We start from the raw sequence: 26690 nt of genomic DNA, 5'->3' as shown, positions 1-26690 counted from the left end.
CTCTATTGGTAGTGAACCTTGCGGCTCAGCAACTTGAAGTAGACTAGCGTAAGTAAACCAACGACAACGAGCAGGATCGCTCCCGCTGCCGAAGCGTAACCAATCTTGAAGTAGCGGAATCCGTACTCGTAGATGTAAAAGACAAGTGTGTTCGTTGAATTGATCGGACCCCCATTAGTCATAATGGCAATGGTCTCAAACACCTGGAATGAACTGATCAAATTAATGATAATTAAGAAAAACAGGGTTGGCGAAAGCATGGGCAGCGTAATCTTGTAGAACTTCCGCCACCAATTGGCCTCGTCCAGAGCTGAAGCCTCATACACATCCTTAGGAATGCTTTGCAGACCAGCGATGAAGATGAGAGCGTTGTAGCCCACGCCCTTCCAGACCGAAACAAGCACAAGCGACAGTAATGAACTATCCGGGCTGCTCAGCCATGTCTGCTTGGGCAAGCCAACTATGTCCAGCAAAGCGTTAAGCAATCCGAATTTGGGATCCATTAGCCACATCCACACCAGGGATACAGATACAAGTGAAACAATATGTGGACTAAAGAGTGCTCCCTGAACAAATCCGTACCATGCCCCTTCCCGATTCAGCCATATCGCAAGCAGAAGCGAAATTACAATGGATAAGGATACGGAAAGAAGCGTATAGTTCAAGGAGTTGCTCAGCACCTGAAGAAACTCATTATCCTTAAACAGCTCGACAAAGTTGTTAAAGCCGACAAACTCCTTGACTGGATTAATGAAATCCCAGTTGTAAAAGCTCAAGAAGATCATATAAAAGATCGGATAGATGAAAAAAATGGAGAACACTACGATGGAGGGAGCCACCATGGCATAGGGACGAAGCCTGGACCAAACGGTCATGAATAGTTCCCTCCCAGAACAATAAGCTCTTCAACTTCGGCTCGCTCATGCTGGCGGGCGCGCATACCGCCCCGGTCAAAATAGTACAGATCCTGCATAGACACGGAGATGTATACCTCGGAGGCTGACTCCAACGGCTTCAAAAAGCTCTTTACAGAGACAAGACCAAGCGCGGATTCCAGTTGATAGATGATTTCTGCTCCCAGCGTCTCGCGTGTCAGGATGCGAGCCGGGAACTGCAATTGGCCGGGCTGCGGCCTGCTTTCAGTCGTCATCGTTGCCTTCTCGGGACGGAAGCCAAGCTGCCCAATTTCGTCATGCAGCTGCCCATGTAGCAAAGGCAGGATACATTCACGATCAATCACATTCATCGGTGGTGTGCCGATAAACTGGGCTGTGAAAACATTATCCGGATCATCGTAGATTTTCATTGGACTATCCGCTTGTTGAATACGTCCTTTATTCATGATGACGATACGATCTCCCATCGACATGGCCTCAACCTGGTCATGAGTAACAAAGACAAAGGTTGCACCTAGCCGTTTGTGAAGCTGAATTAACTCCGTTCGCATCTGATGGCGAAGCTTGGCATCCAAATTGGACAATGGCTCGTCCATCAGGAAGACCCCTGGATTTTTAACCATGGCCCGAGCCAAGGCAACCCGCTGCCGCTGACCTCCGGACAGAGCCTGCGGCTTCTTATGCAAATATTCGGCTAGACCGACAACCTCGGTGATCTCCTTAACAAGACGCTCCCGCTCCGTTCGGGCACCTTGCGGTTCACTAAGCCGAATTCGATGTTTTCCTTGACCGTCATCATTGGATATAGTGCATAGTTTTGAAATACCATGGCAATATTTCGCTTGCCCGGCTCCACTCCATTGACACAATGGTCTCCGATCCAAATTTCACCGCCCGACTCCTTATCAAGTCCTGCGATCATGCGGAGTGTCGTCGATTTTCCACAGCCGGACGGGCCAACCAATACCGTAAATGACCCATCCTCAATGGTCAGATTGAGACCTTCGATGACTTTATCCTGCTTGAAGCTTTTCTCAATCTGCTTCAGTACAATTTGTGCCATGCCAATCCCTCCTTTTTCTTCATATTAGTGTGCAGCCGACGTTATCTGAACGGTCAACAGTAGGTCGCTCTCTTCTCCCAGCGCATCCGCAACAGGGCCAAAACCAGGCGTATCAAGACAAAAGCTCTGAATATCATGATTAAGATCAGCATCCTGTATAAGCCGGTGAGTTATGGTTACCTCGTTCTCATGAACTTCAATAACGCGGTATGCTGGCACATCGAGACAAGCTGCGGTCTGTACATAATGCCAATTTCCTTGCTTCACGATTGAGTTCATGTGATTATGCCCGCAAAAATAGATGCCTCCTTGTGGCCGACTATTGATCATGTCTTTTAGTTCATCCTGAGGACGAATGTACAGCTTATCGAGCGTCGAGCGCGCAGTTGTATCAAATACCGGATGATGCCCAAAAAGCAGAACTTGCTTCTGATGAGAATCGGTAAGCTGAGCTTTAAGCCATATCAGCTGCTCTTCGTTCAACTCTCCTCCCCAATCCGAACGGTTCATTTCCTTGGTTGTATCCAAAAAAATCAGTTTGGCGTGAGGCGTATCTATGGCTCGATAGCATGGCTGACCTGTAAGCGTGGAAATTTCATGCTTTGGCAATGAATACGTATCATGATTGCCGAGAACATGAATGAAGCTCCGTTCACTTTTCGCAAGAATAGAGTAAATCGATCGGAGTTCCTGAGCCGTTCCTTCATGCGTTAAATCCCCAATAGAGATATGAAAGTCCGCCTCCTCCTTCAGAAAAGCCTTGAGCATATGCTCGTATGCCCGGACTCTTGCAGCCTTCACTTCTTCTGTCCCGTGACTCATGCTTGAATAGTGAAGATCGCCAAGTAACGCCAGACGCATAAACGCCACCTCCATCTTTTTTTGGTCACCTTGCCGCTTAGGCCTTCTCTACCTGCAACACATTTGAAGACTTTGAATGGACCTGCTGCTCCATGATGCATTCGTTGAGGGAAGGCCATATATAATCCGGAACGATATCTGTCTTTGCGATATCCTCTCTTGATGAGATACCCGTAAGCACGAGCGCAGTCTTCATCCCATTCTGTTGTCCAAATAAAATGTCTGTTTCCAGCCGATCGCCTATCATGAGGCATCTGCTGCTATCCACATCCAAAAGCTGGAGCGCCTTCTCTGCATAATAGCGAGAGGGCTTGCCAATCACGACCGATGCTTTCTGCTGGCTAGCCGCCTCGATCGAGCTTAGAATGGCTCCGGTGTCCGGGATGATATCCCCTGGAACGGGGCAGCAATTGTCCGGATTAGTTGCGAGCAAAGCTGCTCCATGGCGCACTGCTTTTGCCGCCCGATGAAGCTTATCGTAATGAAATTCCCGATCCATTCCGACTAGCACATGCGTGGATTGATTGGGATCCTCCGTAATTGCTATCCCGATTGCCCGAAGTTCTCTTTGCAAAGCCTCTTCCCCTACAACCAGCACCTTGGCGTCCGGCGCATGCTCTGCAAAATACATTCCTGACACAAAGCCTGCGGTCAGAATTTCATCAGGCTGGCACGAAATGCCCAAACTCAGCAGCCGCTTGTAGCAATCCTCCTTGGTAAGAACAGGAGTATTGGTAAGGAACAACAGACGTTTGCCTCGTGACCGCAGGCTGCTTATAAAGCGATTTACACCAGGCAGTCTCATCTGGCCAATATAGATTGTTCCGTCCAAATCAAAGCAATAAGCATCGTAAGCATATAAATCCTCCATAACCGTACCCATGCCCGCTCACAATGAGCTGGACAACTCCAATACATCTATGAAGCATTCCAGTTCGTCTGTACAGACCCATACGGACGGATACTCCTGAAATTTCTTCATGACGGAAGTCTCATTAATTGTCCAAGCCATCAGTTGAATTCCTAATTCTTTACATTGTTGAATGTAATGCTCGGTCACAAAGGCATGGTGTATGGACAAGAATGTCGCCCCCATTTCTTGAGACCAGTCAAGAATAGCCTTCGAACAGCCAAAGGTGATGAGACCGATGCGTACATCGCCTGAACGTTGCCTGATTTTCTCCAGAGCATCAAAATCAAATGACGTAATGACCACCTGATTCAGCATGTCGAATTCCTCAATTACTTCAAGAACCCTTTCTTCCAGCTGAGGGTAATAGTTTCCCATCTGCTTCAGCTCAATGTTAAGTTGAATCTTACCCTTTAAAGCTCGCAGTACCTCTTCCAGGGTTGGAATATGCTCCGCTTGCTCCATTTCTAAAGATTGCAGCTCCGAAGCTGTGTAATCGACCACCCTGCCCGTTCCATTGGTCATACGGTCAAGTGTATGGTCATGAATGACAACCGGAATTCCATCCTTGCTGAGATGCACATCGAGTTCCAGATGTGTGAACCCAAGCTCTACCGCCTTTAAAAAGGAGGAAATCGTATTTTCAGGATACTTTTTTGGATAACCGCGATGAGCAACTCCTTGAATCATCATGTTTTGTTACCTCCTGTTTGTATTTTTTGGACAACACAAAAAACCCAGCAGCAAATCACCCTCCTTCAACATCAAGGTTGTATTGATTTACTTACCACCGGGTTTTCTCGTCGTCTCCACCCAAGGATAAATGTATGAAATTAATTCCAGAATTTCTCGTGTCCTACGGAAACAAAATCTGCTCCGCTCTTTAATGCTTGTTGTATTTCTTCCTCGTGCCGGATAAGGCCTCCCACAATCAAAGGCTGTGTAATGCGTTCTTTCAGTTCTTGAATGACTCGAGGCATAAGCCCTGGCATCAATTCAACCTCATCCGGCTTGTAGCTCATAATCATACGAACCGCAGTCGTTATTGCTGCCGTATCAATGGCGAATATTCGCTGGATGCTTAAGATGCCTGCTTGCTTTGCGGCAGAAACCGCGTTGCTCTTCGTCGTTACAATTCCGTCTACTTTGAACACATCAGCAAGATATTGAATGGCAGAGGCATCTCGTCCAATCCCGGATACCATCTCCGTATGCACATATACCTGTTTACCGCTTTGATGCAGACTGTCTATGATCGAACCAAGATTGGTTATGTTCCCTGTCATCAAAATCACTCGTTTAACATCGCTTGCTATAGCTTGTGAAATCTGTTCATCTACCGTAATGGAGGCTATGATCGGATAATTCTTCATGAGTCTGTCCTCATTCCCTCGTTTGTCATCTTAAATGTTAAAGCGTAAATATTCGTGATGTATCATCTTTATGTAAACGGGTTGTTAATTTCAGGTTATCTATTGGAACGATCATCGTTTCAAAAAATAAGCCGCTAAATGCTTTGCACTTAGCGGCTTTCTACTAACAGAACACTTGCTCATCTACAGATTTATATTTATTAATGATTCTGCAAAGTGATAGGGTAATCATGCTCTTCTGCCCCGTCTATATCTTCGCCTTCTCCTCCTCTGCCATCGACCGGATGTAGAAAGCACCCAGCACCGAGCAGAGCAGGAATGAGAAGAACGCGATCGCTGCGGCTTGTTCACGCTCCTGAAAGACGCTAAACACCTGCTGCATGGAGACACCCAGCATCTGCGGAGAATTGGCTCCGATGAGGTAGGGCGCGGTGAACGAGCCAATCACTCCCATGAAGACAAAGGTCAGGGCGACAAGAAATGTCTTGTACGACAGCGGGAAAATGAACCGTGTAAACAGCGTCAGTTTACCTACGCCCACATCCTTAGCACTCTCAATAACCGACGAAGGAATGCCCGAGAGCGCGGAACTGAGCAGCATCGTCGTAAATGGAATGTTGAACCATAAGTTTGCGATGATGATTCCTTTTTCGTCAAAAATGATGCGCGGCAGCGTAATCCCGACCACCTCAAGCATACGGGCAAGCCAGCCGTGGTTACCAAGCAGGTTGATCAGGCCGTAGGTGGCGATGACACCAGGGATAAACAGCGGGATCATGTACGTTTTACGAATCAGATTGACAATTGGCCCCTGGTTGAAGCGCATGTAAATCGCCAGCGTGTAGCTTACCAATATCACGGCAACACACGTAATGGCGGTCACCCGAAGCGTAAATACGATATTGCTCCGCATCCCCTTATCCGTGAACAGATACGTATAGCGGCTCAGATCGTATCCGCCCGAACCGTTACTCAGGCTCATGATAAAGGATTGTACGATCGGGATAATAACGACGATCAGCAGGATGGCGAAGGAGGGGAGCACCATCGCCAGGCCTGTAATCGACTGTCTGGCTTCCTTACTCATTTTGCGGCAACGTCGCTCTGCCAGCGTTTGTTAATCTCCGTGCCCAGATCCCCGATGTTGAACGTGCGGAACCCTTCGGCCACACCGTCGAACTTATCTTGCATTTCCTGCGACATGTTGGAGAGCTCAATACCCGGGAAACCGTTCATTTTGTCCACGATAACCTCCTGTGCTTCCGGTGACAGGACGAAATTCAGGAACTCGTTGATTGCTTCCTTCTTGTCTGACTCCTGGTTGACCATCAGGTAAGTCGGCCCACCGTTGAATCCCGGTGTTATCTGCTGCATCTTGATCGTATCTGGCAACAAGCCTTCGTTCAGCTGCTGCAGCACCATGTCTGACCAAGCTGGAATTAAGGATACTTCACCATTCATCAACAGATCCAGTGTGCCCTGGTTTTTCTTCGGATAGATACCCTTTCCGTAAACATACGGTCCGATCTCTTTGAGGGTATCAAAGCCGCCGTTCCACTTCTCCATGATTGCCGGATCAGAGTTGTGAATGTCTTCTTCTGGCAGGTCTTTATAGACGATCGTCTGGACGAAAGAGCTGCCTGAACCGCCCGTTGACGGGTCGTTATACGCGAACTGCTCGGGATTGGCTTTGATCCACTCCAGCAGCTCGTCCAGTGTAGTTGGCGGATTGGAGATTTTACTGCTGTCATAGGCCAGAACTACGGCTGAAGAGCGATACGGCACTGCGAAGTTGTCCACATCCTTCATCGTGTCCGCGTTGACTTTGTTCAGGTTCGGAATGTCTTTCTCGTTCAGCTGTGTCCAAATCCCGTCCTTTGTGCCCTGCGCGACGTAGTTGATGCCGTCCTCGTACAGGTCGATATCTCCTGAGCCCTTGCCCGCCTTCTTAGCGGCCACGATCCGGTCGTAGGTCGGCTCAGCGCCGGTACCAGACGGGATGTAGACCAGATTCACGTCGATATCCGGATGCTCTTTCTCGAACATCGGCTCCAGTGAATCCCACAGGTCCTTGACGTTTTGTGAGCCAGTAAAATAGAAGTTAAAAGATACCGGATTACCCGATGCCGCAGCATTTCCATCGGTGGAGCTGCTTGTATTCTCGCTTCCGCTTCCACACCCGGCCAGCAGTGACATGGACAATCCCACAACAGTCAACAATGATACAAATGGCTTCTTCAAACGCATATCATTCATCCTCCTCAGTTCGATTCAGCGACCGGGAATCCGGTCATTTTCGATATCGAGATCCCAACGTCTTTTCCTACCTGCAGCTGCTCAACGAATTCCTTGTTCAGAAAAGCACGTATGATGCCGAATTCCATCAGTTCCACGGTAACTTCCGCGTAATGTCCCAGAATCATCACCTGCTTGACCTTGCCTGCCAAAATACCTTCACCCATCGTGGTACTGCTCACCTGAACGTCTTCTGGCCGGACCGCCGCCGTCACCTGTCCACTTAGCCCCTTCTCGTTCGGTAGGCTAAGACTTCCAATGTGTATGCTCTCCCCTTCCGCCACCCCCTTCAAGAAATTCATTTTGCCGATAAAACCGGCGACATACAAGGAAGCCGGCTCATCGTAAATCTTCTGCGGCTGAGCAATCTGCTCGATGTGCCCATGATTCATGACGATAATGCGGTCAGATAACGACAATGCTTCTTCCTGATCATGCGTGACAAAGACCATCGTGAGACCCGTCTTCATTTGGATCTCGCGCAGTTCTTCGCGCATTTCGTGCCGCAGCTTGGCGTCCAGTGCCGAGAAAGGCTCGTCCAACAGGAGTACCGCCGGGTTGAGCAGCAGGGATCGAGCCAGCGCAACCCGCTGCTGCTGTCCGCCCGAAAGCTCGGCCGGATACTTCTTCCCGAAGCCCGACAGCCGGACCAGCTTGAGCGCATCCTCGACCGCGGTGCGGATCTCTGCCTTCGGCATTTTGCGGATCTTCAGGCCGAACGCCAGATTGTCGTATACCGACATATGCGACCACAGATTATAGCTCTGGAACACCATCGAGGTTGGCCGTTTCTCCGGTGGAAGCTGAATGACACTCTTGCCCTCGATCAAGATGTCTCCGGAGTCCGGTTCCAGAAACCCCCCGATGCTCCGTAGCACGGTGGTTTTGCCGCACCCCGAAGGACCCAGAAGGGTGACCAGCTCGCCTTTTTCGATATCAATGTTGATGCCGCTGACCCCGTCACCGGTTTTGTAGCGTTTGGCTAACTCTTGTACAGACAACTGCATGCTTCTGCCTCCCTTTGCCCCGGTATAGTGACCGAAGCATTTCTATTTCATTTGAAAACCGCTCGCCAGCACGTCCGCGCTCACCAGCCGCTGGGCTGCTACCAGCAAGATAATGGTTGGTAGCGTCAAGATGATCGAGAATACGGCCCCGGCACTGCTCGGAAAGTCGGAAATGATGGAGTACATGACGATTGGCATCGTTTTGTAATCGGGAATGCCGACCAGGAAGGTACCCTGCGCTTCGTCGAGCGAATTCAGGAACGTGAAGATCGAAGCGACCACGATGCCCGGCATTGCCATTGGCAGTGTGATGCTGCGAAAAACTTTGAACGGGCTGGCCCCAACGTCTCGTGCCGATTCCTCCTGTGCACGGTGCACGTTGCGAAAAGCGGAAGTTGGAATCCAGGTCATGAACATCAACACATTGATCATATGGATCAGCACAACGCCGAGCAGCGTATTCATCAGTCCGATCCGGTAGAACAGGACTGCGATGGAGACGTACAACCCCATTTTCGGAAAGGCGTGCGTCAGCAGGAACGAAAACAGAAACATCCGCTTCAGCGGAAACTGAAGTCTTGCGAAGGCGTACGCTGCTGGGATGCAAACGACGATAGACAGCAGAGTCACCAGGGTGGCAATGAGGAACGATAGTGAGATAGACGAGACGATATCGTCCTTCGCCAGCACGAACTCCCACCATTTGAAACCCCATACCTGGGCAGAATGTCCGGATAATTCCACTTTTCGCTAAAAGCAAGCACCAGCAGGTTGACCAGCGGACCCGCGAAAAAAACGGCGAACACGGTAAGTAACACAAATTCGATAATTCTTCTCGGGCCTACGTGTTTCCAGTACCACAACATGTCCCATCCTCCTTTCCATTTGTCGATTGACGAACGATCACTTCGCTTTCGTATTCAATCAGGCGCGGCACGCTCCCCTCGCCGCTGATCAGGCGGTTCAGAATGGATACCGCGTCTCGGCCTATACCGGACGCATCCACACTGACAGTCGTCAGCGACGGGTGATACATCCCCGCCACTTCGGTATTGTCGTAACCCATTACGGATACTTCCTCCGGGATGCGGACGCCGCGCTCCATCAGCACTTTCATGGCGCCCAGTGCCAGCATGTCATTCGTGCTAAACAGAGCGCTATATTCTCCTCCAGGAATGCCGCATAGTGCTCCTCCATCAGCTTCCTGCCTGAATCGAAACTGGATTCCGAAGACTCGACGACGGTAAACCCGTCCTGGCCGGAACAAACGCCGAGGGATTCGAGCCGCTTGCGGAAGCCCGCCAATCGCAATGAGTGGCTCCGATGCTCACCCGGTCCGGCGATGATGAAGAATTTGCGGTGTCCACACGCATACAGATGTTCTGCCGCCCGTTCTCCGCCGGCTTCGTCGTTGCTCACAAGATGCACCACATCCGGATCCTCGGTCGATCCGTTCACCATCAGGTAAGGGATATTGAAGTTCTTGACGTAATCGATGACGTTTTTCTGCAGCCTGCTGACCAGAATGAGTCCATCGACCCGCTGCTCCAGCATATAATCGGTGGAGCGCAGCGACATCTCCCGGTCAGTCTTCAGGAAGATCGAGTAGCCCAGTGCTTCAGCAGCCATCAGAATCTCGTCGATGATTCTGCCGTACAGTGTGTGGGATACGATCGGCAGCCTGTCGCGAAAAACGATGACTCCGATGTTGTGCGTCCGCTTCGCGACCATCGCTCGTGCGACGGCGCTCGGCTTGTAACGAAGCTGCTCGACCGCCTTAAGCACTCGTTCCCTGACTTCGGGACTCGCGTATCCATTTCCGGAGATGACCCGAGATGCGGTAGATTTCGATACGCCGGCCAACTGCGCCAGTTCCCGCAGACTATGATTCAGTTTATTGTCCAATCCCTATTCTCCTCTGCACATTCCATTTCTCCCCGGACGGCGATCAGCTTAGCCGGATCGCGGGTTGTTATCGAATTGACGCCCAACTGCGCAAGTCGCCGCATGTCGTCCGCCTCCGTAACTGTCCAGACGTAGAGATCCAGACCATTCCCCCGTACCGCTTCCATTAGTTCTGGCCGTACTGCCTGATATGGTACGTTAAGCCCGAAGCAGCCGGCTTCGCGGCCTTCTGCACAGGCCTGGATCATTGCCTCGTCGTAGGGCAGACTTGCGAAGCTTTGCATGTTCACATTAAGCAGCCTGCGGATGTGCGGAGCGTAGCGACCAGCTTTGACCGCCGTTCCATAATTGCAGCCGCTGAGAAACACCATTTCCGTCATACCCATCCGTTCGACCATGATGGACACGGGCTCGAGGGCGCTGTCCGTTTTGATATCGAGATTCATGATTTTACCGGCTTCCCGGATCTGCCCAAGCACATCCTGAAGGGTCGGAATTGGCACCGACAAGCTGGCATTCAACTCTTTCAGTGTTAATTCTGCTAGGCTGACGCGGCTTCCATCTGCCAAAGTAATATCGTCGTCATGTGCGAGTACCGGTACGCTGTCCCGAGTCGACCGGATATCATCTTCGTAAATATCCACGCCAAGTGTCAGAGCCGCCTGAAGCGACTCATAAGAATGATCGGGATGCCCCATGCAGCCGGTGTGGGCCGTGACCAGCGGAAATTTGTTCATCGCGGGTATCCTCCTTCTTCGAAATAAATCGCGTTGGTAAAGGCGATTCGAACATAAGCGCCTTGCACCGTTCCCCACAACTCGGAGCGAATCCACTTGCGGGGAATATCAGGTGTGGACTCCGTCAGTTGGGCTTCGAACTGCATCATCTGTCCGTCCAATGAATAGGGTACTTCCAGGCTTAGTTCCTCGCCCAGATTGGAGCACAGCTTCAATCTGCAGACCTGCGTCGGCAGCGACCACAGTCCGGCGCGGACCGAGAAGTCCAGCGTCAAGTTCACCTGGATCGGCTGCACTGCGGCTTCCGGTCTCTCGACTACCGATGGAACCGTAGAGCCGATCGGATAGTCAGAACCACCAGCGTTTAGCTTCAAGGTCAGCAGAGGACCAATGGTTACGGAAGCGCGCCCTTCCCGCAGCGCCTGAATCAGGGTTTGTTCATGTATGGGTAGAGATACCGAATCACCACTCGCCTCAACTGCGTTGTCCTCGATGCCGAGGTATGTGACCGATATCGGCTCTTCCGTTTCGACCTGCGCATGCCAGTCCCGGCCAGAAGTTGCGGCGATCCGATACCCTTCATTCAGCTTTTGTGTCCACAGATCAAATGCCCGCCGATTGTTTGTCTGTATGGAAGGGAACGTTCCGGACCAGATTTCGATATAATCGACGGCGGACCAATTTCCGATCTCGTATTCCCAGAAGCACCCGGTACAAGCCGGACTGCCGATGCGGAACGGATGGGCAAGCCCGGCGATTCCCCCGAGCCGATGTACGGCTTCAATCCCCTCATCGATCCTATCCCGATCTACTTGACGCCAGTCGGCAAAAGCGTTCAATCCTATCGTCACCATATGACCGTAAAAGGTCGTCCACTCCATGCCGGGAATAATTCGCAGTCCGTATTTCCGCTCCAGTTCTTCTTTGCCGATCAGGCCGGACATCGTGTTGTGGTCGGTCAGCGCGATGGCGTCGAAGCCCAGATTGGCCGCTCCTGCCGCCAGCTCCTCCAGCGTCTGGCTGCCGTCGCTGTGCAGCGTATGTGTATGCAGTTCGCAGGCGAGCCATTTCATATGGTGTCGACCTCCGTCGTCCAGATTTGCAGCCGGTAATCGCAGATATCTGTCACGATACAGTGCAGGCTGAGTGTGACGCTCCAGGAGCCGGGAACCAGCTCACCCGGCATGAGACCGGGTGAAGCATCTCGCTCCGATACGAACAACTCCTGCACCTCATCCTGGCGGTGGCACGCTCCGCGATATCCCTGCGCGTCGTCCAGCGAAAGTGTGATCAAATTTTTCAGGGGGAGGTGCCTGTCGGCATTCTCCATTGCGAATTCCCGATTTTCCGGCAAAATGTATAAGTCATAACTATTCTTAAGTAGCTGCAGCGCCTTCTCCCGATTCTCGAGCGTCTTCGGTGCATATTGTAATCGCAGGTTCAGCTTCCCACAGCCCTCGTTTAACTCAAAAGGAATGCGGATATGTGTCTTTGAATCCTCAGGAGACGCATATCCTTGTAGATCCAGCAGCTCCATTACGCCGCACCGCCTTTCATCTTTTCGTTGTCTTCGCACGGCTTTCGTGATGCAAAGTTGGATGAGTGTGGGACCGTTCCCACATCTATCACTTATGTTACGGGAAAAAAATCAGACCCGTATCTGCATCATGTTAATGTTCTGTAAATACAAAAAAGACCGATCTTCTATTAAAAGAAGAATGGTCATCTTATCTTTTGATCGCTAAATTGTTTTCGCACTGCATACAAAGGGCATTCAGTTTTGCTTGAATACTTCTTTAATCGGATCAGTAATTATGTTTATCATTCTTTGGCCTGTGTTCACCTCGGTTAGAGTAACATCCCACATCACGATATTGGTGTTCGGATTTGTACCGTTGTCGAGAACTTTGATGATAAGTTCTTTGGTACCCTTCACAGTAAACTGAAAAGAGTCCGGCTCACGCTCTCCTCCCAAACTGATGGAATAGATTTCTGATCCGTCTGCGATAAAGATGATTTCGTTTCTATCACTGCTTGCAGTGTCGTCAGCATTTCCTGATATGGCGACATAGCCCTCCATCTTTGCATAATTGCCGTTTAATAGATATGAAAACACATTGTTTTTTCTGTTTTCCAGACTGTACAGATTGAGTTGAGGTTCAACCTTGGTCGTTCCCGCAGCAAAGGTGGTCAGATTTGCATCCCATTTCACAGTCCCTTCGTTGACCGCGAGTTCATTCAGAACCACAACTTCTCCGTCCACGTTATCTAAATAATGATTGATGCCTCCTACAACAAGAATCATTCCGGTAGAAATGACTACCGCTGTCAGGGCAATTTTAAGCATTCCCTTAAATGTATCTCTATGCTGTATTATGATTCGCTGTGACCAATACCCTACTGCTGCTCCTAATGTATTTATGATGATATCGTTGATATCGAACGCCCCCAAGCGGGAGAACATTTGAATCAACTCTATAACCGTGATGCCCATCATAAAAAAGCAGATAAATCGGGTAAAACTGCAACGATACAGAAGCGGGATGACCATTCCAAATGGGATAAAGGCAAGAAAATTGCCTAAGTCAAAGAACCAAATTTGAAAGTCTCTTCCCATAGGAAAATGCAAAGGAATACCTTCAAATGTTAAATGGTATCTTAGACCTTGGTCAGGGATAAAAGAGGACCTATTAAAACCTACAAATAAAAAGAATAAAGTTAATATCGTGTATAACCCCAACAGTATAACGACGATTCTCCGTGACTTCCCTTGATACATACAGCAAATCCTTTCTGGTCTGTGTTATTGCTACTTTTTGCAAAAAAAACACACGACAGCCAGCAAGGCTATCGTGTAGCGTTAATAGTAATTTTTTGAGAAAAGCCATAACCCATAGAGGCTTGTGGATATTCTGTTTCGTTGCTATCAGTATAAGAGAATACTTTAAGCGTTGTCAATTACGCTGACTTACCTGTTGTTCCAGCTCTGAATGGGAATGAAGCTTGGATTTATCTTTTGTTCACAATCTGATTACACCAGACGTATCCGGTGTCATTGAGAAAGATGGCGAAACGGTTACAGGCCTGAATATAGGCGATTTTTCGGTATATGTTTTTTTGGATATAAAAAAGCAGTTCATCTTTGGTGATGGACTGCTTTTCATATTGTACCGTTGTCTTTGCAATATCGGATTAATTCTCTTGCTCTTCGGCCTGACTAGGCGGAGCCATCAGACCTTTGACGGCACCCATAAACGGATGGATGGATTTAATCATGCCGTAGCCCATTTTCACAACCGGCATGAATTGCTGGATCATGCCGAACATCCGCAAACCGCCGCCAAGCATGCCTCCAGCCGAAGCCCCGCCAAGCCCGCCAAACAGCGAACCCATCATAGGCAGAAAGGATGAAACCTTTGCGCGCGACACTGTGCGTGAACGAGTAGACGGCTTGCGTGTGCCATTCACCCGTTTCCGGTCCTGGGAACGACCACTCTTGTTGCGTGAAACGACCTTTCGGTTGGAAGCACGGGAACTGCCCTCTTTGGTCACCGTGGGCGATATTGTTCCTCCCCGGTAAGCACCAGGCCTCCGTTATTCACGTCAGAGATGTAACCGATGTACGTTTCACCACTATGAAGAGTCACGTAGACGGGACGGGTCTTATACCGTTTTGCCTTTAGACGTATCTCGTTGGTTTTAGCCATGGAATTTCACCTCACTCCACTGATTTACTTCAGTTTACGCGATAAGTGGACTTCTTGCCTGTGCGAATAGGACATCTGTGTTTGTCAGTGAGTAATAATTATAATGGCAAATCCTTGTTTTTGAAGATGCGAATGCCTAGGAAATAAAGTACTATGCCAACCACGACCAGTGAGACAAACTGAATCGTATAACTGCCTCCGTTTAAAATGGCATGTGTGTCGAATAGCGAGTTCATCGATAGATACTTTAATTTTTCCAAACTGCTATCCACATCTCCCATCAATTTAAGAAGGAAAAATGCCATTGGAATGCCCGCTCCCCACGCCAAGGAATTTTTCGTGAGATTGAATACGCAGGAGAAAAAGAATGAAATACTGCTGGTTGCAAACATTAAAAGGAACAAACCGAGGTTCAGCATGAAATAATTCGTCATATTAATATCCACATCACCCTGGAATACATGGATTGACGTATATCCCGCCAAAGTGATAATCAGGATCATCACGATGAGTGATGTGATCAAGTACACGGCCTGAGTTAGAACAACCGTACTCCGCTTGGTCGGAGTCGAGAGCAGATAGGCCATAGACCCTCTATCAACCTGTGATGCGATGAGACTGTTAGCGGTCATGATAATAAATACGATGGGCAAAAGTACACCCTGAATCCCATAGAAGGTTTTGGACATCATTCCCAGAAATGTAGCCTCTCCTAACAGGCTGGCTAGCGGGGTGTCTTTGACCATACCCGACATATCAGAGATGGTGCTTGCATCAAACACAGCTATGAGAATGACATGTAATGCCGTCATAATGATTGTAAAAATGAGCCATAATTTGATATTGGCCTTTAGCGTTTGCTTGAAAATCGGTTTGCTAAGCATTGATGTTTTCCTCCTCGTAAATCCCTTTGAAGTAATCTTCAAGCGTATACTTTATCTCTTTCATAAATTTGATCTGGTACCTCTTCAAGGTTCCAAATAACACGTTGATCTCCGCATCGTTGATTTGAATTACCACTTGATTATGTTCATCACGCTTCTTAACGAAATGAAACGGCTCCGATAAAAATTGCCGGTAATCTTCACGAGCTAAAAATTCGATTTTATACTCTTTGTTTTCATTATGCTTTACCTCGGAGGTGCGCTTGACCGCAATCAGCTTTCCTCCTTTGATTAGAGCTACTTTGTCACATGTATCCTCGACCTCCTCAAACATGTGGCTGGACATAAATATCGTTTTGCCCTTTTTCTTTTCCTCTTTCAAAATATCTACGAATTCAGCCCTCATCAGAGGATCTAACCCTGTCGTTGGCTCATCTAGTATCAAAATTTCAGGATCGGCCATCAAAGCAGCAACAATCGCCGTTTTCTGTTTCATCCCCTTAGACATTCTTTTCAGATTGGCTGTGGGATCAAGCTGCAATTTTTTGATGATACGTTCAGCGTAAGACATGTCCGTTAATCCTAAGACTTCGGCTTGCCTTCTTAGAAACTCTGTGCCCGTCGGTGCATCCGGGAAAGCAATCTCTCCAGGAATATAACCGATTAATTTCTTAATCTCGGCAGATTCCGTCCAGCTATTCATTCCATTGATAGTTACAGTCCCGTTATGAGGCTTCAAAAAGCCCATGATGTGCCGAATGGTCGTTGTTTTACCAGCTCCATTTGTACCAACAAAGCCAAATACCTCGCCTTTATCGATCGTCAGGTTGAGGTCAAATACGCCCTGTCCGTTTCCATAATTTTTAGTCAAATGTTTAATTTCGATGTAAGACATTAGGTGTGGCCTCCCCTGTAACCGTCGAGTTGCGGTCATAAAACTTCATGAAATAATCCTCTAAAGTGAATTTGATTTCGGAGAAAAACTTCACTTCATAATCGGAAATGAAGGAAATAAAAGTGTTGATATTCTGATCATGGATACGCAATATCACTTGTAGTTTTTGAGGCGTTAAGGAAACAACTTCTATGTTTTGTTGTGCTTTTACCTCATCCTCAAAGCGATTGAATGCTTCTGCGGTTAGCAATTCCATCTTGAATGCCTTGATTTCGCTACGACGTAAATCATCCGCTACAAAGGACGAGATTAAACGTCCCTCCTTAATGATGGAAATTTTGTCACAAGTCGCATCAATTTCGGAAAAAATATGGCTTGAGATCAAAATGGTTTTACCTTTTTCCTTCTGATCCTTAATGAACTCAATAAACAAATTTTGCATAATCGGATCTAATCCGCTCGTAGGTTCATCCAGTACCAGTACGTCTGGGTCATGCATGAATGCGGTGACGATGGCCAGCTTTCTTTTCATGCCAAGAGACATCCGCTTTAAGCTCCCCGCAGGATTCAGCTCGAACTTCTCCATTAAAGCCTGCGTATGTGACATATCCGTAATTCCTCGCAAACCTGCCATCATGTGAATGAACTGTGTCCCCGTAAGAGATTCGGGCAAAGCGATTTCACCCGGTAAATATCCCAGTTGCTTTTGAATGTCAGCCGCACGTTCCCAACTGTTCAGGCCGTTCACGAGAGTTTTTCCCTGCTGCGGACGGGAAAAGCCCATAATATGTCGAATCGTCGTCGTTTTACCGGCTCCGTTTGGTCCTAAAAATCCATACACTTCCCCTTTTTCAATGCTAAAGGAAACGTCGAAAATCCCGCGCTGATGGCCGTAATCCTTCGTTAAATGCTCAATCTCAATGACGGGCATGTTCAGATCCACCCTTTCTCTAATTCACGTTTTAAAAGGACAACGTGTTGTTTATCTTGATGTTTTTAATTATAATGGCTATGTAACTGATCAACAATAATCAGAATCATGCGATGTGCCGGATATCCAACACTTTTTGCGATTGTGTATATTTTATTCATATAGGAGCTGAATTATTGATGCGTGAGCCAAGCAACGACTTACGAATTATTCGAACCAGGGAGCTCATTCGGGAAGCATTAATCGATTTAATTGAAGAAAAAGGATTCGAAGCCATCACGGTAAAGGACATTACGACAAAGGCCAGAATTAATCGCGGAACCTTTTATTCGCATTATCAGGACAAATTTGATCTGATGGCACGAAGTCAAGAAGAGTTTATGAGCAATATGAGGGAAATCGTTAAACAAAACGTTACGGATACGAATGGGGATTTTAAGTCAAACGTTCCCGCTACGGTTCCCTTGAATGTCATGGTTTCCATGTTTGAGTATCTGGACCAAAACAGAAGGTTCATGAGAGCGGTATCCGGTCCCAATGGCGGTCAGTCTTTCCAAACCAAGATGAAAGACTTTTTGTGGAATACACTGTTTGTAAGAAAAGAATTTCCTCTGATTAAGCAAGAAAATTTGCTTGTCCCGAGTGAGTATTTAATTGCTTATTTGGCCTCTGCCCATATCGGCGTCATTGAGCAATGGTTGAATAGTGACGGAACAGAATCTCCGGCTGAGATGGCCCGTATCCTTGCTACGATTACCGTGAAAGGCCCTTTTACAGCGGCTGGACTGAACAATTGAGTTCAAAAATCCAGCGAAAAACCGTCTACTTTGTACTTCCTATTCCTCTTATCAGTGTTTCCAAAGGTCCTTGGCTTGTAATTTGAGTCATAATCAAGGCAACCTCCCGGGTTGATAGATCATTGCCTTGGGCCATCCAATGCGTTAATAGTCCGATATTGGCCGAGGCAGTAAAAGCTAAGAAGTAATCCCATGGAATAACCGATTCTCTTGGGAGGTGGGATTCGAATTTTTGAATCATGCGCTGCGCCATCAGTTCTTTAAGCTGAATGGGGAGCTGCAAATCACCCTTGGGATCTAGCATAACGCGCAGGTAATCTGCGTGCGACAATAGATATTCCAATATTTTAAGAATAGAAGGATAGGGTTCTCCACGCTCCGCATATGGCCGTACTTCCATCGGATTAAGATCAATCGCCAGCAACTGGATTCCTTCAAAAATCTCCTGCTTCAATTGGTCTACCAGATCAGCTACGTCACGATAATGCAGATAAAATGTGCCTCTGTTAATCTCTGCTCGTTCAGCCAGATCCATCACACTGATCTTGTTAAGCCCCTTTTCCATCGTCAATTCCAACAAGGCCTGACGAATCAATTTCTTCGTTCGGATCTTGCGTCGATCCATCTTATCTTCCTGATGATTCACTTCGCTCCACTCCTTATTGAACACCTTTTTGAATGGTGTTGATTAATGCCCATTTTATAAAAATGTGATTATTGTATTTCTTGGTGCAGTTATTATAATCAACAATGTGAATGTTAATCAACATAATGATCATTATAAGGAGTGAAGTTTGTTGAATCTTTTCAAAAATAAGATGGTGCTGATATCGCCCATTCTTGCTTTGGTCATCATCTTTGTCTTTTCGTTGACGTTGTTTCCGTCGGTTCAGCCCCAGCCCAAGAACTTGCCCATTGCAATCGTAAACGAAGATGAGGGAGCTGAGATCCGTAATCAACCAAAAATGAATATGGGACAGAACATCGTGGAAATGATACAAAAAACAGCAGACTCAGGGAAGGATGAAGAACCGGCAGTAAAATGGGTTAACGTAAACAGCCTGGCGGAAGTTCAAAGGGGCTGGACCAAAAGGAGTATTATGCAGCATTCGTTATTCCGGCGGATTTTAGCTCTAAGCAGGCATCCCTCATGACAACAGCCCCTTCTTCGCCTGAGGTGCAAATTATGATCAACCAAGGCATGAACACGGCGGCCTCCACTTTGGCAGGACAGATGCTAAACGGAATCGTCGATAATATGAATAACACGGTTCGTTCCCAATTGATGGAGGGATTCAAAGCTCAAGGAGCGACACTAACCGTAGAACAGGCATCTCTTCTGGTAAATCCTATCACCAAGAAAGTCACCAATGTGAACGAAATTGGTACACACAGCGCTAATGGTAACGCGCCGATTTCTTTGTTCCAGCCTCTGTGGATGTCCAGCCTGGCGAGTGCAGCCATTATTTTTATGGCGATAAAAAAAATGCCGTCCCGTTCAAGAAGAGATCGTCTTTCTTTAAAAATAGGACAGATTGTAACAGGAGCGGTCATCGCCGTTGTGGTGGGATTCGGCTTTGCCTGGATTGCTGATGGAATGGTCGGGCTGCAAATTCCACAATTTACAGATATCGCCTGGTTCCTGTCCATCTCTTTCTTCAGCTTTTTCCTCTTGATTTCGGCTGTGGTTTCCCTAGTTGGATTTGGCGGAATTTCCATTTTTGCGCTACTGCTATTCTTTGGCGGGCCGCTGCTTGCTCTAGCTCCAGAGATGTTGTCCCCCTTTTACCGGGATTGGGTATACTCTTGGCTTCCAATGCGTTATATGGTAGACGGTTTACGGGAGTTATTCTTCTTCGGTCATGGATTGACCTGGAATACACCGTTATCCGTTCTGATTTGGATCGGACTTGCGGGTATCGTCGTCATTTTAGCCACTGCTTTCATGCCCCATCTCAAAAAGGAGAGCACGAAGGAGCTCCAGCATAATCTAAATTAGAGCATTTCGTTCCATTAAATGGACACTTGATCTCTTTAACGTGGTAATCATCAGTACAGGTTGTTGAAAAGCACAAATGACACTGGATAAAATCATATTATTTACTATTCATCTTTCTAAAAAATACAGACGTACTAAGCGGATTCTCCGGCTTAGTACGTCTGTTTCTCAATGATTATAGCGCGCTTAAGCAGCTATGAATTACCAGGCGTATACACCCTTCTCATCCAAAAATTCACCGTTATGATGTTTGCCATCTGTCGCATACCCCACGATAATCGCAGCGGCTGCTTCTTTTGTTTTGCCGCCTTCAGCATTGCCATTAAGATCAGTTGATGTGAATCCAGGCGTTACCGCAAATACTTGAGCCCTGCTGCTTTTGAGTTCATAAGCCATCGAAACGGTCATGGCATTGTTGGCCGTTTTGGATGAATTATAATCGAATGCGTTTAAAGCAAATCCAGCGTTTTGCATATAATCCAGAGAAGCCATGTCGGTCGATACATTGATAATTGTGCCTTCATTATCTTTAATTAACGGGAACAATCGCTGATTCAGACGGAAGGTTCCGAAAAAGTTGACTTCGAAGGCGTTCCGCAGATTCTCCTCTTTGGTATCCGTAAAAGAACGGGAGAAAGCACCTGGCATACCTGCATTATTAATCAAAAGCGTTAAGTCCTGATAATTCTTGGTGATCATATCGACTGCCCGTTCAATGCTTTTCAAGTCAGCCATGTCGATTTGTACAAATTCGATATCTAATCCCTCGGAGATTAACTCGGAAACGGCGGCTTCTCCCCGTTCGGCACTGCGTGCACCAAGAACGACTTTCCAGCCTGCTTGTCCTAACTGCTTAACAACTTCGAATCCTATTCCTTTATTTGCTCCGGTTACAAAAGCGGTCTTTTTCATGCGAATCCTTCTTTCTCTGATTTGATTTCATCTTTAACAATGTTTAAGTTACTATGCTACACTTAGTGTAGGTCAACAATAAATTTTGATAAAAGAGGGTTAGCATGTTAACGATTGGAGAAGTGGCTAAAAAAGTCGAGATCGCGATCGGAGCGATCCGCTTTTACGAGAGAAAGGGACTGTTGAAACCAGCTGCGCGAAGCGAGCAGAATAACCGTCTGTACTCGGAAGATGATGTGAACTGGCTCGTTTTTATCAAATGTCTCCGCGAAACCGGAATGAGTGTGGAGGACATCAAAACCTATCATGATAAAGTAAATGAAGGAACCTCTACCCTGCCGGAAAGAACCAAACTCATTCAGGATCAAAGGCAGAAGCTGCTGGACGATATTGAGGAGAAAAAGGCACAGCTTGTTCATTTGGATAACAAACTGGAGCGCTATTATCGTGGTGAAAATTATTAATTTAAGCATTAGCATAAGACAGACGTTGAACAAACAAAAGGTAGTCGATCACGATGATCAACTGCCTTTTGTTTTTATATGTTGACAGTGATAATCGTTATCAATAATGTGGACGTAGGATGTTCAACGATTAATTTCAGATTTATCGGCTTACTACTATCGAAATGAGGTACGCAATGTGAAAATAGATGTGAATCAATTAGCAGCGCATTTTGCACACATTCCTTTTCAAGTAGAAGGAATATATCGATATGCTACAAATCCAGGGGTGCCTCACGCAGACTATACAAGCTCTTTTCCCGGGTTTGTTTTTCCACTTACAGGGAAGATCCAATTTCACTTTAATGGAATGCCTTATGTTCTTTCGCCAGGAAAAGTTATGCACGGGGAGCGAAAATGAAACTGGATAAAAAAATGTTTGATAACACCAACTGGGAGTATATCCTTGTTCAATATCGGATCTGTAACTCAGAACTTGAAGATTCGAGCTTTTCTCATCAGCATTTTGAATTATTAACCGGACAATCTCCTCGTCTTCTCGAATTAATTATGCGACTTTGGCATGTGTATAATCAGCGTGGAGGCATTTCGATGTTTCAGACCGAGATGCTGTTTCGCGATGTACTGAACGAAGCCTTAATATGTGTTGTGAATAGGCAAATTAGCAGTGAATCACATGGTCTATTCGAACGGGTATCTAATTATATTCATGAATACTATTATCAAAGCCTTACAATAGCATCGCTCGCAGAACAATATAACGTTAATCGAAATCGGCTTTCTTACGTATTTAGAAAGTATTCAGGTATGGGGCCAGCAGAATATATATTAAAATACCGCATCAACATGGCGCAAAAAATGCTATTTACAAGTGATGTGCCAGTACAGCAAATTGCACAAACTGTTGGCATTACTGATCCCTTTTATTTTAGTAAAGTGTTCAAGAAACAATTTGGTTTTTCTCCTACAGAATATCGACAGAAGTTCATCAATAATCCATGCTAACTTCAACAGGCATCCATTTTAAACAAATCATTAAATGAGTATACTTACGGCAGGCCAAATAAAACATCATGCTAGATGTTGTAGTCAGCCAAACAAGGAGGGATTACTATCCATTACCAAGCGATTAAACTAAGTGAAGAACTATCTAAATTAAACGATCATTGGTCACCGAAATTAATTGGTGAAATGAATGACTACCAATTTAAAATCGTTAAGATTACTGGGGAATATGAATGGCACGTTCATCACGAAACCGATAAGTTATTTTTTGTGATCGAAGGTGAAATGATCATTGATCTTCGTGATGGTCAAGTGAGAATTTCCAAGGATGAGATGTTTATTGTCCCGAAAGGACTCGAAATCAAGCCTTCCTCCGAAAAGGAATGTCATATCATGTTGATGGAGCCTAGAAGCGAAGTAAACACGGCCACATAACTTCTCAGATTTGAATTTAAATTAAACATTCCATGGATCAAGTTGCAAGATCCATGGAATACGTTTCTGACGGCTTTAAGTTGAAAGCTATGAAAAAGCTATGAATATAAACTCTTGTCTTCCAGGTCGGAAGAGCCGGGGATGACAGTACACCTGATTATGGAGGGGGAATGGACAGAAACGTACCATTGTAACCGATGTGTAAGATCAATCAGACTGACATAATATCCGTGACCCGCACCTGTATCAATTCCTATCTTTCCTGCTCCGACCCATATTTGCCATGGAGGAACAAGAAAACGGTACGTCGAGGTATGACCGAATACAATCGTATACTCAGGGTTAACCGGGCTTTCAAAAAATGGTTGTCTAATCTCCGTCAGATCTTCAGCAGTTTGAAGGTCCAGTGGGATTCCAGGACGAATGCCAGCGTGTACAAACAAATAAGAATCACATGTATGCCATAACGGCATTTGATCCAGAAATTGGCGAACAGATGTGATCTCATCGTTGCTTGCTGGGATTGAATCCGGCATGGAACGCAGCCACTTGCGTTCATTATTCCCCTGTAAGGCAACAGCCCCTTTTCTAGTCAGCTCATGCACCAACTGGAGCGTTCCCCAGGAATCCGGCCCCTTATTTACGTAATCTCCCAAAAGAACGAGGCGGTCCCTTTCAGAATTATAACCTGAAGCAACCAACAGCTGCTCCAGAAGATGTCCATGTCCGTGTATATCAGACACGGCCAGTAGTCTACTCATCTTCCGTGTGTGCTCCTCCCCGGTAGATCATGGTTTGCTCGGGGAAAATTGAACCCAGCATGCCGAGCCCGGTTCCAAAGGTTCAACATGAAAAGCATGGATACGTTGATTATCCTCTGTAACGATAATTACTCTCCAATGTATGCCTTCAAAAATAGTTTGTGTAACCGTTCCTCTGATCTCATTATGATTTCCTTCCTCTTCTGTTGCACGAAGCGCTAATTGATCCGGATGAAGCATAATTACCGCTTGCTGTCCGCCCACACCTTGATCCATCATTTTCCCGCCTATACACTGGCCTGCAATCATTACGGATGATGCTCCTATTGTATAGATCCCGTTAAGCCGGTTATGGTAACCCATTAATCGGGCAACCCAGGGTGTTGCCGGACGGGTAAATAATTGCTGAGGTTCGGCATATTGATCGATTTTCCCTTCACGCAGCACCAAAATCCGGTCAGCCAAAGTAAAAGCCTCCAGCATGTCATGGGTAACATACAGCACGGTGGTCTCCAGGTCCGACAAAAGATGGCCCAGTTCACTTCTCATTTCGGTCCTCAGCTTCACATCAAGATTGGATAACGGCTCGTCCATCAGTAGTATGGATGGTTCCGTTGCCAGTGCTCGCGCCATTCCGGCGCGCTGCTGCTGCCCACCCGAGCATTGGGAGGGCAGACGGTCCAGCAGCCCGTCCAGCTGCAGCATCGCTTGCAGGCGATCCAGTCGCTGATTACGAGTAATGGAGTCGATTTTTCCCCGCTTCATGCCATACTCGATATTCTGACGAATCGTCATATGAGGCCACAGGGCATAATCCTGGAACACCATGTTTACGGGACGCTTTTCAGGAGGGATATACTGCTGGCGGCTGTCCACTCGTTTTCCGTCCATTTCAATGCTTCCTCCATCCACCCTCAGCAGTCCAGCAATCAGTTGCAGCAAGGTGGATTTTCCACATCCCGAAGGGCCGAGAATGCAGATCCTCTCCCCGTGATTCATGGTAAAAGACAGCGGCCTGAGCACGACCTGTTTATCGAAGGATTTGTGCACCCCGTCCAGTTTAAGAATTGAATTCATATGGTTAAGCCTCCTTGTTATCCCGTATGGGTATGCCTTTCCTGTAAGTTGCTTCTTTTACCCTCTCGGCGATCACTCCATCTAAATAAGGCCTCTCCTGCCAATTGAGTGAGTACAATGATTAGGAGAACCATACCTCCGCTGAGAAGAGTTGCTGCGGTTGCATAACCGTAACGGCCAAACTCAAAGGCTTGATCAATCACAAGCGGCATCAGCACATAATTGGCTGGCTGCAGCATTGAAGTCAGAGCAAGATCAAATACACTTGTGCCAAAAGCTGTCAGGACGGCAAGCAGCAATGATCTGCGTACCAAGGGAAGAACAATGTGCAACATTCGGGCCATTGTTCCTGCTCCCTGTACTGCTGCAGCATTCAGGATCGAAGACGAGATTGTGCCGAAAGATCCCAACTGAACACGTACGGCATACGGAATGGCGCCTGCAATAACTGCGATCACTAGCAGCGAGGGAGTCCCATAGAGATGCAGATTGACTGCTTCCAGCCACTTTTGATTCCAAATGAAAATGTAACCAATACCCATTACAATCCCGGGTACAGCCAGCGATATGATTGAAAATAACTGCAGCCAGATCTTCATTTTAAATTCCGTAAATGTAAGAACATAAGCTACGATAAATCCAATGATGATACTAATGCCTGCCGCGATTGCAGCAATCGTTAATGAATGAAGCATCCCTTCCAAAAAACTGAGCTGTTTGTGATCCATGGACGACGCTGCAAACAGAGAAAAATAATGCTCGAAGGTCAAATTTTGCAGAACCAATCCGTTACCCGCTTTTTTCATCAGGGAAACGCACAGACTGCTGCCCACCGGAATACCGATACTCATCATTAAAAATATAATGGTCACTGCATTTACAAGGATTGTTCTCTTCGGTCTGACTTTAAGCATTCTGACCGCTCTGGCATTCAAAAAATCAAACCTGGACCTGCGCAGGGACAACAGGAGTACCGTCATGGCGATTGCCAGTAGGACGACCAAATAAAAAGCAAGTACCCCAGCCATGTCAAATCGAACAGGAGATTGATAGATAGCAGAATAGATTGAATACGTCAGTGTAGGAAAACGGTAGACGGTGGACAATGCTGCCGGCAATCCAAAATCACCGACAGTATCTATAAATACCAGCGTGGCTCCCGCTACAATGGAAGGAGCTGCAAGTGGCAGCTCCACAGTACGCCATACGGTCCATGGGCGTGCGCCATTTAAACGGGCAGCATGTCCATACTGGCTGACATTCCATTCGGTAGCGGCAAGAACCGTCAGATAAGCCAGAGGAAATTTGCTCAGAGCCATGATGACCATAAGCCCGTATGGTTGAAACAGAGCAGCTGTCACCCAGTTCATACCCAGTAATCGGCTGGCAAGTCCGTCGGCACCAGCAAATAGCACCCACCCTTGGGCCAGCATGAACGAGGGCGCGATGAGCAGCAGCCAGACTCCGGCATCCAATAAACGTCCAGATGCAAAGTTCCAGCGTGCTCTTACCATAGCTAACGAAGCTCCAATCAACGTGCCCAGCAGTGCTGTTCCTATGCCAAGCCACAAGGAGTTAAACAACGACTGGCGCCACAAGGGACGGTGTAAAATCTCCCCGAGCAATCCGAAGCCCTGAAATTGTATGTTGCCAAAAAACAATCCTGGCAAAACCGCGTTCAACAGAACCGCAAGCAGCGGCAGAAAAATCATGATAAATAACAGAAGAGCTGAGCCGACTCCCCAACGAGTTCCGGAATTTTTCATAGGTTATTCC

General features: G+C 47.1%; 27 protein-coding genes and 4 pseudogenes. 5 read left to right on the top strand and 26 right to left on the bottom strand.

The genetic code is table 11. The annotated features are described in order from the left end of the window. Positions 1-2: 2 nt before the first annotated feature. The 21 genes and pseudogenes from ACTWJ7_RS17405 to ACTWJ7_RS17305 form a co-directional block, all read right to left on the bottom strand. Positions 3-875 (bottom strand): carbohydrate ABC transporter permease, encoded by an 873-nt coding sequence (locus tag ACTWJ7_RS17405; RefSeq protein WP_024633307.1) that lies wholly within the window; start codon positions 873-875, stop codon positions 3-5. Beyond that, positions 872-1959: pseudogene (locus ACTWJ7_RS17400) on the bottom strand (ABC transporter ATP-binding protein). The gene ACTWJ7_RS17405 and the pseudogene ACTWJ7_RS17400 overlap by 4 nt, the downstream one beginning before the upstream one ends. Before the next feature lie 24 nt (positions 1960-1983). Continuing rightward, positions 1984-2820 (bottom strand): metallophosphoesterase family protein, encoded by an 837-nt coding sequence (locus ACTWJ7_RS17395; protein ID WP_179132786.1) that lies wholly within the window; start codon positions 2818-2820, stop codon positions 1984-1986. 37 nt (positions 2821-2857) lie between these two features. Continuing rightward, complete coding sequence (locus ACTWJ7_RS17390; RefSeq protein ID WP_079349735.1) at positions 2858-3691, bottom strand: HAD-IIA family hydrolase; 834 nt, start codon at positions 3689-3691, stop codon at positions 2858-2860. 18 nt (positions 3692-3709) lie between these two features. After that, entirely contained in the window at positions 3710-4423 is a 714-nt protein-coding gene (locus tag ACTWJ7_RS17385; protein WP_079349067.1) for a glycerophosphodiester phosphodiesterase, read from the bottom strand. Positions 4424-4563: 140 nt separating this feature from the next. Further along, the gene (locus ACTWJ7_RS17380) at positions 4564-5103 is read right to left on the bottom strand and encodes a glycerol-3-phosphate responsive antiterminator (RefSeq protein WP_024633302.1); all 540 of its coding nucleotides are present in this window, start codon (positions 5101-5103) and stop codon (positions 4564-4566) included. A gap of 247 nt (positions 5104-5350) precedes the next feature. Next, positions 5351-6190 (bottom strand): ABC transporter permease, encoded by an 840-nt coding sequence (locus tag ACTWJ7_RS17375; protein ID WP_024633301.1) that lies wholly within the window; start codon positions 6188-6190, stop codon positions 5351-5353. Then, positions 6187-7350, bottom strand: a complete 1164-nt coding sequence (locus ACTWJ7_RS17370) for an extracellular solute-binding protein (RefSeq protein ID WP_079349068.1) — start codon at positions 7348-7350, stop codon at positions 6187-6189. The genes ACTWJ7_RS17375 and ACTWJ7_RS17370 overlap by 4 nt, the downstream gene beginning before the upstream one ends. Positions 7351-7364: 14 nt before the next feature. After that, on the bottom strand, positions 7365-8405 hold the full coding sequence (locus ACTWJ7_RS17365; protein WP_301877148.1) for an ABC transporter ATP-binding protein: 1041 nt from the start codon (positions 8403-8405) through the stop codon (positions 7365-7367). 42 nt (positions 8406-8447) lie between these two features. Continuing rightward, positions 8448-9271 (bottom strand): annotated as a pseudogene (locus tag ACTWJ7_RS17360) (ABC transporter permease). Continuing rightward, complete coding sequence (locus tag ACTWJ7_RS17355; protein ID WP_443145681.1) at positions 9247-9540, bottom strand: substrate-binding domain-containing protein; 294 nt, start codon at positions 9538-9540, stop codon at positions 9247-9249. The pseudogene ACTWJ7_RS17360 and the gene ACTWJ7_RS17355 overlap by 25 nt, the downstream one beginning before the upstream one ends. Beyond that, positions 9519-10310: a LacI family DNA-binding transcriptional regulator gene (locus ACTWJ7_RS17350; protein WP_443145680.1), complete on the bottom strand. Its 792-nt coding sequence runs from the start codon at positions 10308-10310 to the stop codon at positions 9519-9521. The genes ACTWJ7_RS17355 and ACTWJ7_RS17350 overlap by 22 nt, the downstream gene beginning before the upstream one ends. Next, positions 10295-11047 (bottom strand): glycerophosphodiester phosphodiesterase, encoded by a 753-nt coding sequence (locus ACTWJ7_RS17345; RefSeq protein ID WP_301877150.1) that lies wholly within the window; start codon positions 11045-11047, stop codon positions 10295-10297. The genes ACTWJ7_RS17350 and ACTWJ7_RS17345 overlap by 16 nt, the downstream gene beginning before the upstream one ends. Further along, complete coding sequence (locus ACTWJ7_RS17340) at positions 11044-12120, bottom strand: CehA/McbA family metallohydrolase (RefSeq protein ID WP_301877151.1); 1077 nt, start codon at positions 12118-12120, stop codon at positions 11044-11046. The genes ACTWJ7_RS17345 and ACTWJ7_RS17340 overlap by 4 nt, the downstream gene beginning before the upstream one ends. Next, a complete protein-coding gene (locus ACTWJ7_RS17335) occupies positions 12117-12584 on the bottom strand; it encodes a hypothetical protein (protein ID WP_079349072.1) in 468 nt (155 codons plus the stop codon). Before ACTWJ7_RS17335 ends, ACTWJ7_RS17340 begins: the two co-directional genes overlap by 4 nt. 237 nt (positions 12585-12821) lie before the next feature. Beyond that, the gene (locus ACTWJ7_RS17330) at positions 12822-13826 is read right to left on the bottom strand and encodes a VanZ family protein (RefSeq protein ID WP_079349073.1); all 1005 of its coding nucleotides are present in this window, start codon (positions 13824-13826) and stop codon (positions 12822-12824) included. A gap of 413 nt (positions 13827-14239) precedes the next feature. Further along, positions 14240-14599 (bottom strand): hypothetical protein, encoded by a 360-nt coding sequence (locus ACTWJ7_RS17325; protein ID WP_443145679.1) that lies wholly within the window; start codon positions 14597-14599, stop codon positions 14240-14242. Beyond that, the gene (locus tag ACTWJ7_RS17320; protein ID WP_443145678.1) at positions 14596-14754 is read right to left on the bottom strand and encodes a hypothetical protein; all 159 of its coding nucleotides are present in this window, start codon (positions 14752-14754) and stop codon (positions 14596-14598) included. Before ACTWJ7_RS17320 ends, ACTWJ7_RS17325 begins: the two co-directional genes overlap by 4 nt. 98 nt (positions 14755-14852) lie before the next feature. Continuing rightward, positions 14853-15638 carry an ABC transporter permease gene (locus ACTWJ7_RS17315; RefSeq protein ID WP_079349075.1) on the bottom strand — a complete coding sequence of 262 codons (786 nt, stop codon included), beginning with the start codon at positions 15636-15638 and terminating at the stop codon, positions 14853-14855. Next, entirely contained in the window at positions 15631-16533 is a 903-nt protein-coding gene (locus ACTWJ7_RS17310) for an ABC transporter ATP-binding protein (RefSeq protein WP_079349076.1), read from the bottom strand. Before ACTWJ7_RS17310 ends, ACTWJ7_RS17315 begins: the two co-directional genes overlap by 8 nt. Then, positions 16514-17464 carry an ABC transporter ATP-binding protein gene (locus ACTWJ7_RS17305; RefSeq protein WP_079349077.1) on the bottom strand — a complete coding sequence of 317 codons (951 nt, stop codon included), beginning with the start codon at positions 17462-17464 and terminating at the stop codon, positions 16514-16516. Before ACTWJ7_RS17305 ends, ACTWJ7_RS17310 begins: the two co-directional genes overlap by 20 nt. 179 nt (positions 17465-17643) lie before the next feature. Between ACTWJ7_RS17305 and ACTWJ7_RS17300 the strand changes: the two genes are divergently transcribed. Next, entirely contained in the window at positions 17644-18261 is a 618-nt protein-coding gene (locus ACTWJ7_RS17300) for a TetR/AcrR family transcriptional regulator (RefSeq protein ID WP_079349078.1), read from the top strand. A 25-nt stretch (positions 18262-18286) separates the two neighbouring features. Here the strand turns inward: ACTWJ7_RS17300 and ACTWJ7_RS17295 are convergent, their stop codons facing one another. Then, positions 18287-18907 carry a TetR/AcrR family transcriptional regulator gene (locus ACTWJ7_RS17295; RefSeq protein WP_301877155.1) on the bottom strand — a complete coding sequence of 207 codons (621 nt, stop codon included), beginning with the start codon at positions 18905-18907 and terminating at the stop codon, positions 18287-18289. A gap of 172 nt (positions 18908-19079) precedes the next feature. Here ACTWJ7_RS17295 and ACTWJ7_RS17290 point away from each other — a divergent pair. Next, positions 19080-20260 (top strand): annotated as a pseudogene (locus ACTWJ7_RS17290) (YhgE/Pip domain-containing protein). Positions 20261-20461: 201 nt separating this feature from the next. On the opposite strand, the gene ACTWJ7_RS17285 reads toward ACTWJ7_RS17290, so the two are convergent. Continuing rightward, positions 20462-21172 carry an SDR family NAD(P)-dependent oxidoreductase gene (locus ACTWJ7_RS17285; protein ID WP_301877156.1) on the bottom strand — a complete coding sequence of 237 codons (711 nt, stop codon included), beginning with the start codon at positions 21170-21172 and terminating at the stop codon, positions 20462-20464. A gap of 104 nt (positions 21173-21276) precedes the next feature. Here ACTWJ7_RS17285 and ACTWJ7_RS17280 point away from each other — a divergent pair, with 104 nt between their 5' ends. From ACTWJ7_RS17280 to ACTWJ7_RS17270, 3 genes and pseudogenes are all read left to right on the top strand, one after another. Beyond that, entirely contained in the window at positions 21277-21636 is a 360-nt protein-coding gene (locus ACTWJ7_RS17280) for a MerR family transcriptional regulator (protein ID WP_301247658.1), read from the top strand. Positions 21637-21814: 178 nt separating this feature from the next. After that, positions 21815-22641: pseudogene (locus ACTWJ7_RS17275) on the top strand (helix-turn-helix transcriptional regulator). 108 nt (positions 22642-22749) lie between these two features. Further along, positions 22750-23076, top strand: coding sequence for a cupin domain-containing protein (locus ACTWJ7_RS17270; RefSeq protein WP_079349083.1), 327 nt, complete (start codon positions 22750-22752; stop codon positions 23074-23076). 98 nt (positions 23077-23174) lie between these two features. Here the strand turns inward: ACTWJ7_RS17270 and ACTWJ7_RS17265 are convergent, their stop codons facing one another. Genes ACTWJ7_RS17265 through ACTWJ7_RS17255 form a run of 3 tightly spaced genes read right to left on the bottom strand, consistent with a single transcriptional unit; the run spans position 23175 to position 26680 of the window. Beyond that, entirely contained in the window at positions 23175-23837 is a 663-nt protein-coding gene (locus tag ACTWJ7_RS17265; RefSeq protein ID WP_301877158.1) for a metallophosphoesterase, read from the bottom strand. 27 nt (positions 23838-23864) lie between these two features. Continuing rightward, the gene (locus ACTWJ7_RS17260) at positions 23865-24914 is read right to left on the bottom strand and encodes an ABC transporter ATP-binding protein (protein ID WP_443145677.1); all 1050 of its coding nucleotides are present in this window, start codon (positions 24912-24914) and stop codon (positions 23865-23867) included. 17 nt (positions 24915-24931) lie between these two features. Then, positions 24932-26680 carry an ABC transporter permease gene (locus ACTWJ7_RS17255; protein ID WP_301877161.1) on the bottom strand — a complete coding sequence of 583 codons (1749 nt, stop codon included), beginning with the start codon at positions 26678-26680 and terminating at the stop codon, positions 24932-24934. Positions 26681-26690 lie beyond the last annotated feature (10 nt).

It is taken from the genome of Paenibacillus sp. 1A_MP2 (assembly GCF_052244825.1).
In the GTDB taxonomy this organism is placed as follows: domain Bacteria; phylum Bacillota; class Bacilli; order Paenibacillales; family Paenibacillaceae; genus Paenibacillus; species Paenibacillus vandeheii.
This window is presented reverse-complemented; position numbering and strand designations above follow the sequence as displayed.

What these genes read in the sequence shown, in the direction of transcription:
- ACTWJ7_RS17405 (WP_024633307.1), bottom strand. Translation starts at nt 875, where the DNA reads ATGACCGTTTGGTCCAGGCTTCGTCCCTATGCCATGGTGGCTCCCTCC.
- ACTWJ7_RS17395 (WP_179132786.1), bottom strand. Translation starts at nt 2,820, where the DNA reads ATGCGTCTGGCGTTACTTGGCGATCTTCACTATTCAAGCATGAGTCAC.
- ACTWJ7_RS17390 (WP_079349735.1), bottom strand. Translation starts at nt 3,691, where the DNA reads ATGGAGGATTTATATGCTTACGATGCTTATTGCTTTGATTTGGACGGA.
- ACTWJ7_RS17385 (WP_079349067.1), bottom strand. Translation starts at nt 4,423, where the DNA reads ATGATGATTCAAGGAGTTGCTCATCGCGGTTATCCAAAAAAGTATCCT.
- ACTWJ7_RS17380 (WP_024633302.1), bottom strand. Translation starts at nt 5,103, where the DNA reads ATGAAGAATTATCCGATCATAGCCTCCATTACGGTAGATGAACAGATT.
- ACTWJ7_RS17375 (WP_024633301.1), bottom strand. Translation starts at nt 6,190, where the DNA reads ATGAGTAAGGAAGCCAGACAGTCGATTACAGGCCTGGCGATGGTGCTC.
- ACTWJ7_RS17370 (WP_079349068.1), bottom strand. Translation starts at nt 7,350, where the DNA reads ATGCGTTTGAAGAAGCCATTTGTATCATTGTTGACTGTTGTGGGATTG.
- ACTWJ7_RS17365 (WP_301877148.1), bottom strand. Translation starts at nt 8,405, where the DNA reads ATGCAGTTGTCTGTACAAGAGTTAGCCAAACGCTACAAAACCGGTGAC.
- ACTWJ7_RS17355 (WP_443145681.1), bottom strand. Translation starts at nt 9,540, where the DNA reads ATGCTGGCACTGGGCGCCATGAAAGTGCTGATGGAGCGCGGCGTCCGC.
- ACTWJ7_RS17345 (WP_301877150.1), bottom strand. Translation starts at nt 11,047, where the DNA reads ATGAACAAATTTCCGCTGGTCACGGCCCACACCGGCTGCATGGGGCAT.
- ACTWJ7_RS17340 (WP_301877151.1), bottom strand. Translation starts at nt 12,120, where the DNA reads ATGAAATGGCTCGCCTGCGAACTGCATACACATACGCTGCACAGCGAC.
- ACTWJ7_RS17335 (WP_079349072.1), bottom strand. Translation starts at nt 12,584, where the DNA reads ATGGAGCTGCTGGATCTACAAGGATATGCGTCTCCTGAGGATTCAAAG.
- ACTWJ7_RS17330 (WP_079349073.1), bottom strand. Translation starts at nt 13,826, where the DNA reads ATGTATCAAGGGAAGTCACGGAGAATCGTCGTTATACTGTTGGGGTTA.
- ACTWJ7_RS17320 (WP_443145678.1), bottom strand. Translation starts at nt 14,754, where the DNA reads ATGGCTAAAACCAACGAGATACGTCTAAAGGCAAAACGGTATAAGACC.
- ACTWJ7_RS17315 (WP_079349075.1), bottom strand. Translation starts at nt 15,638, where the DNA reads ATGCTTAGCAAACCGATTTTCAAGCAAACGCTAAAGGCCAATATCAAA.
- ACTWJ7_RS17310 (WP_079349076.1), bottom strand. Translation starts at nt 16,533, where the DNA reads ATGTCTTACATCGAAATTAAACATTTGACTAAAAATTATGGAAACGGA.
- ACTWJ7_RS17305 (WP_079349077.1), bottom strand. Translation starts at nt 17,464, where the DNA reads ATGCCCGTCATTGAGATTGAGCATTTAACGAAGGATTACGGCCATCAG.
- ACTWJ7_RS17300 (WP_079349078.1), top strand. Translation starts at nt 17,644, where the DNA reads ATGCGTGAGCCAAGCAACGACTTACGAATTATTCGAACCAGGGAGCTC.
- ACTWJ7_RS17285 (WP_301877156.1), bottom strand. Translation starts at nt 21,172, where the DNA reads ATGAAAAAGACCGCTTTTGTAACCGGAGCAAATAAAGGAATAGGATTC.
- ACTWJ7_RS17280 (WP_301247658.1), top strand. Translation starts at nt 21,277, where the DNA reads ATGTTAACGATTGGAGAAGTGGCTAAAAAAGTCGAGATCGCGATCGGA.
- ACTWJ7_RS17265 (WP_301877158.1), bottom strand. Translation starts at nt 23,837, where the DNA reads ATGAGTAGACTACTGGCCGTGTCTGATATACACGGACATGGACATCTT.
- ACTWJ7_RS17260 (WP_443145677.1), bottom strand. Translation starts at nt 24,914, where the DNA reads ATGAATTCAATTCTTAAACTGGACGGGGTGCACAAATCCTTCGATAAA.
- ACTWJ7_RS17255 (WP_301877161.1), bottom strand. Translation starts at nt 26,680, where the DNA reads ATGAAAAATTCCGGAACTCGTTGGGGAGTCGGCTCAGCTCTTCTGTTA.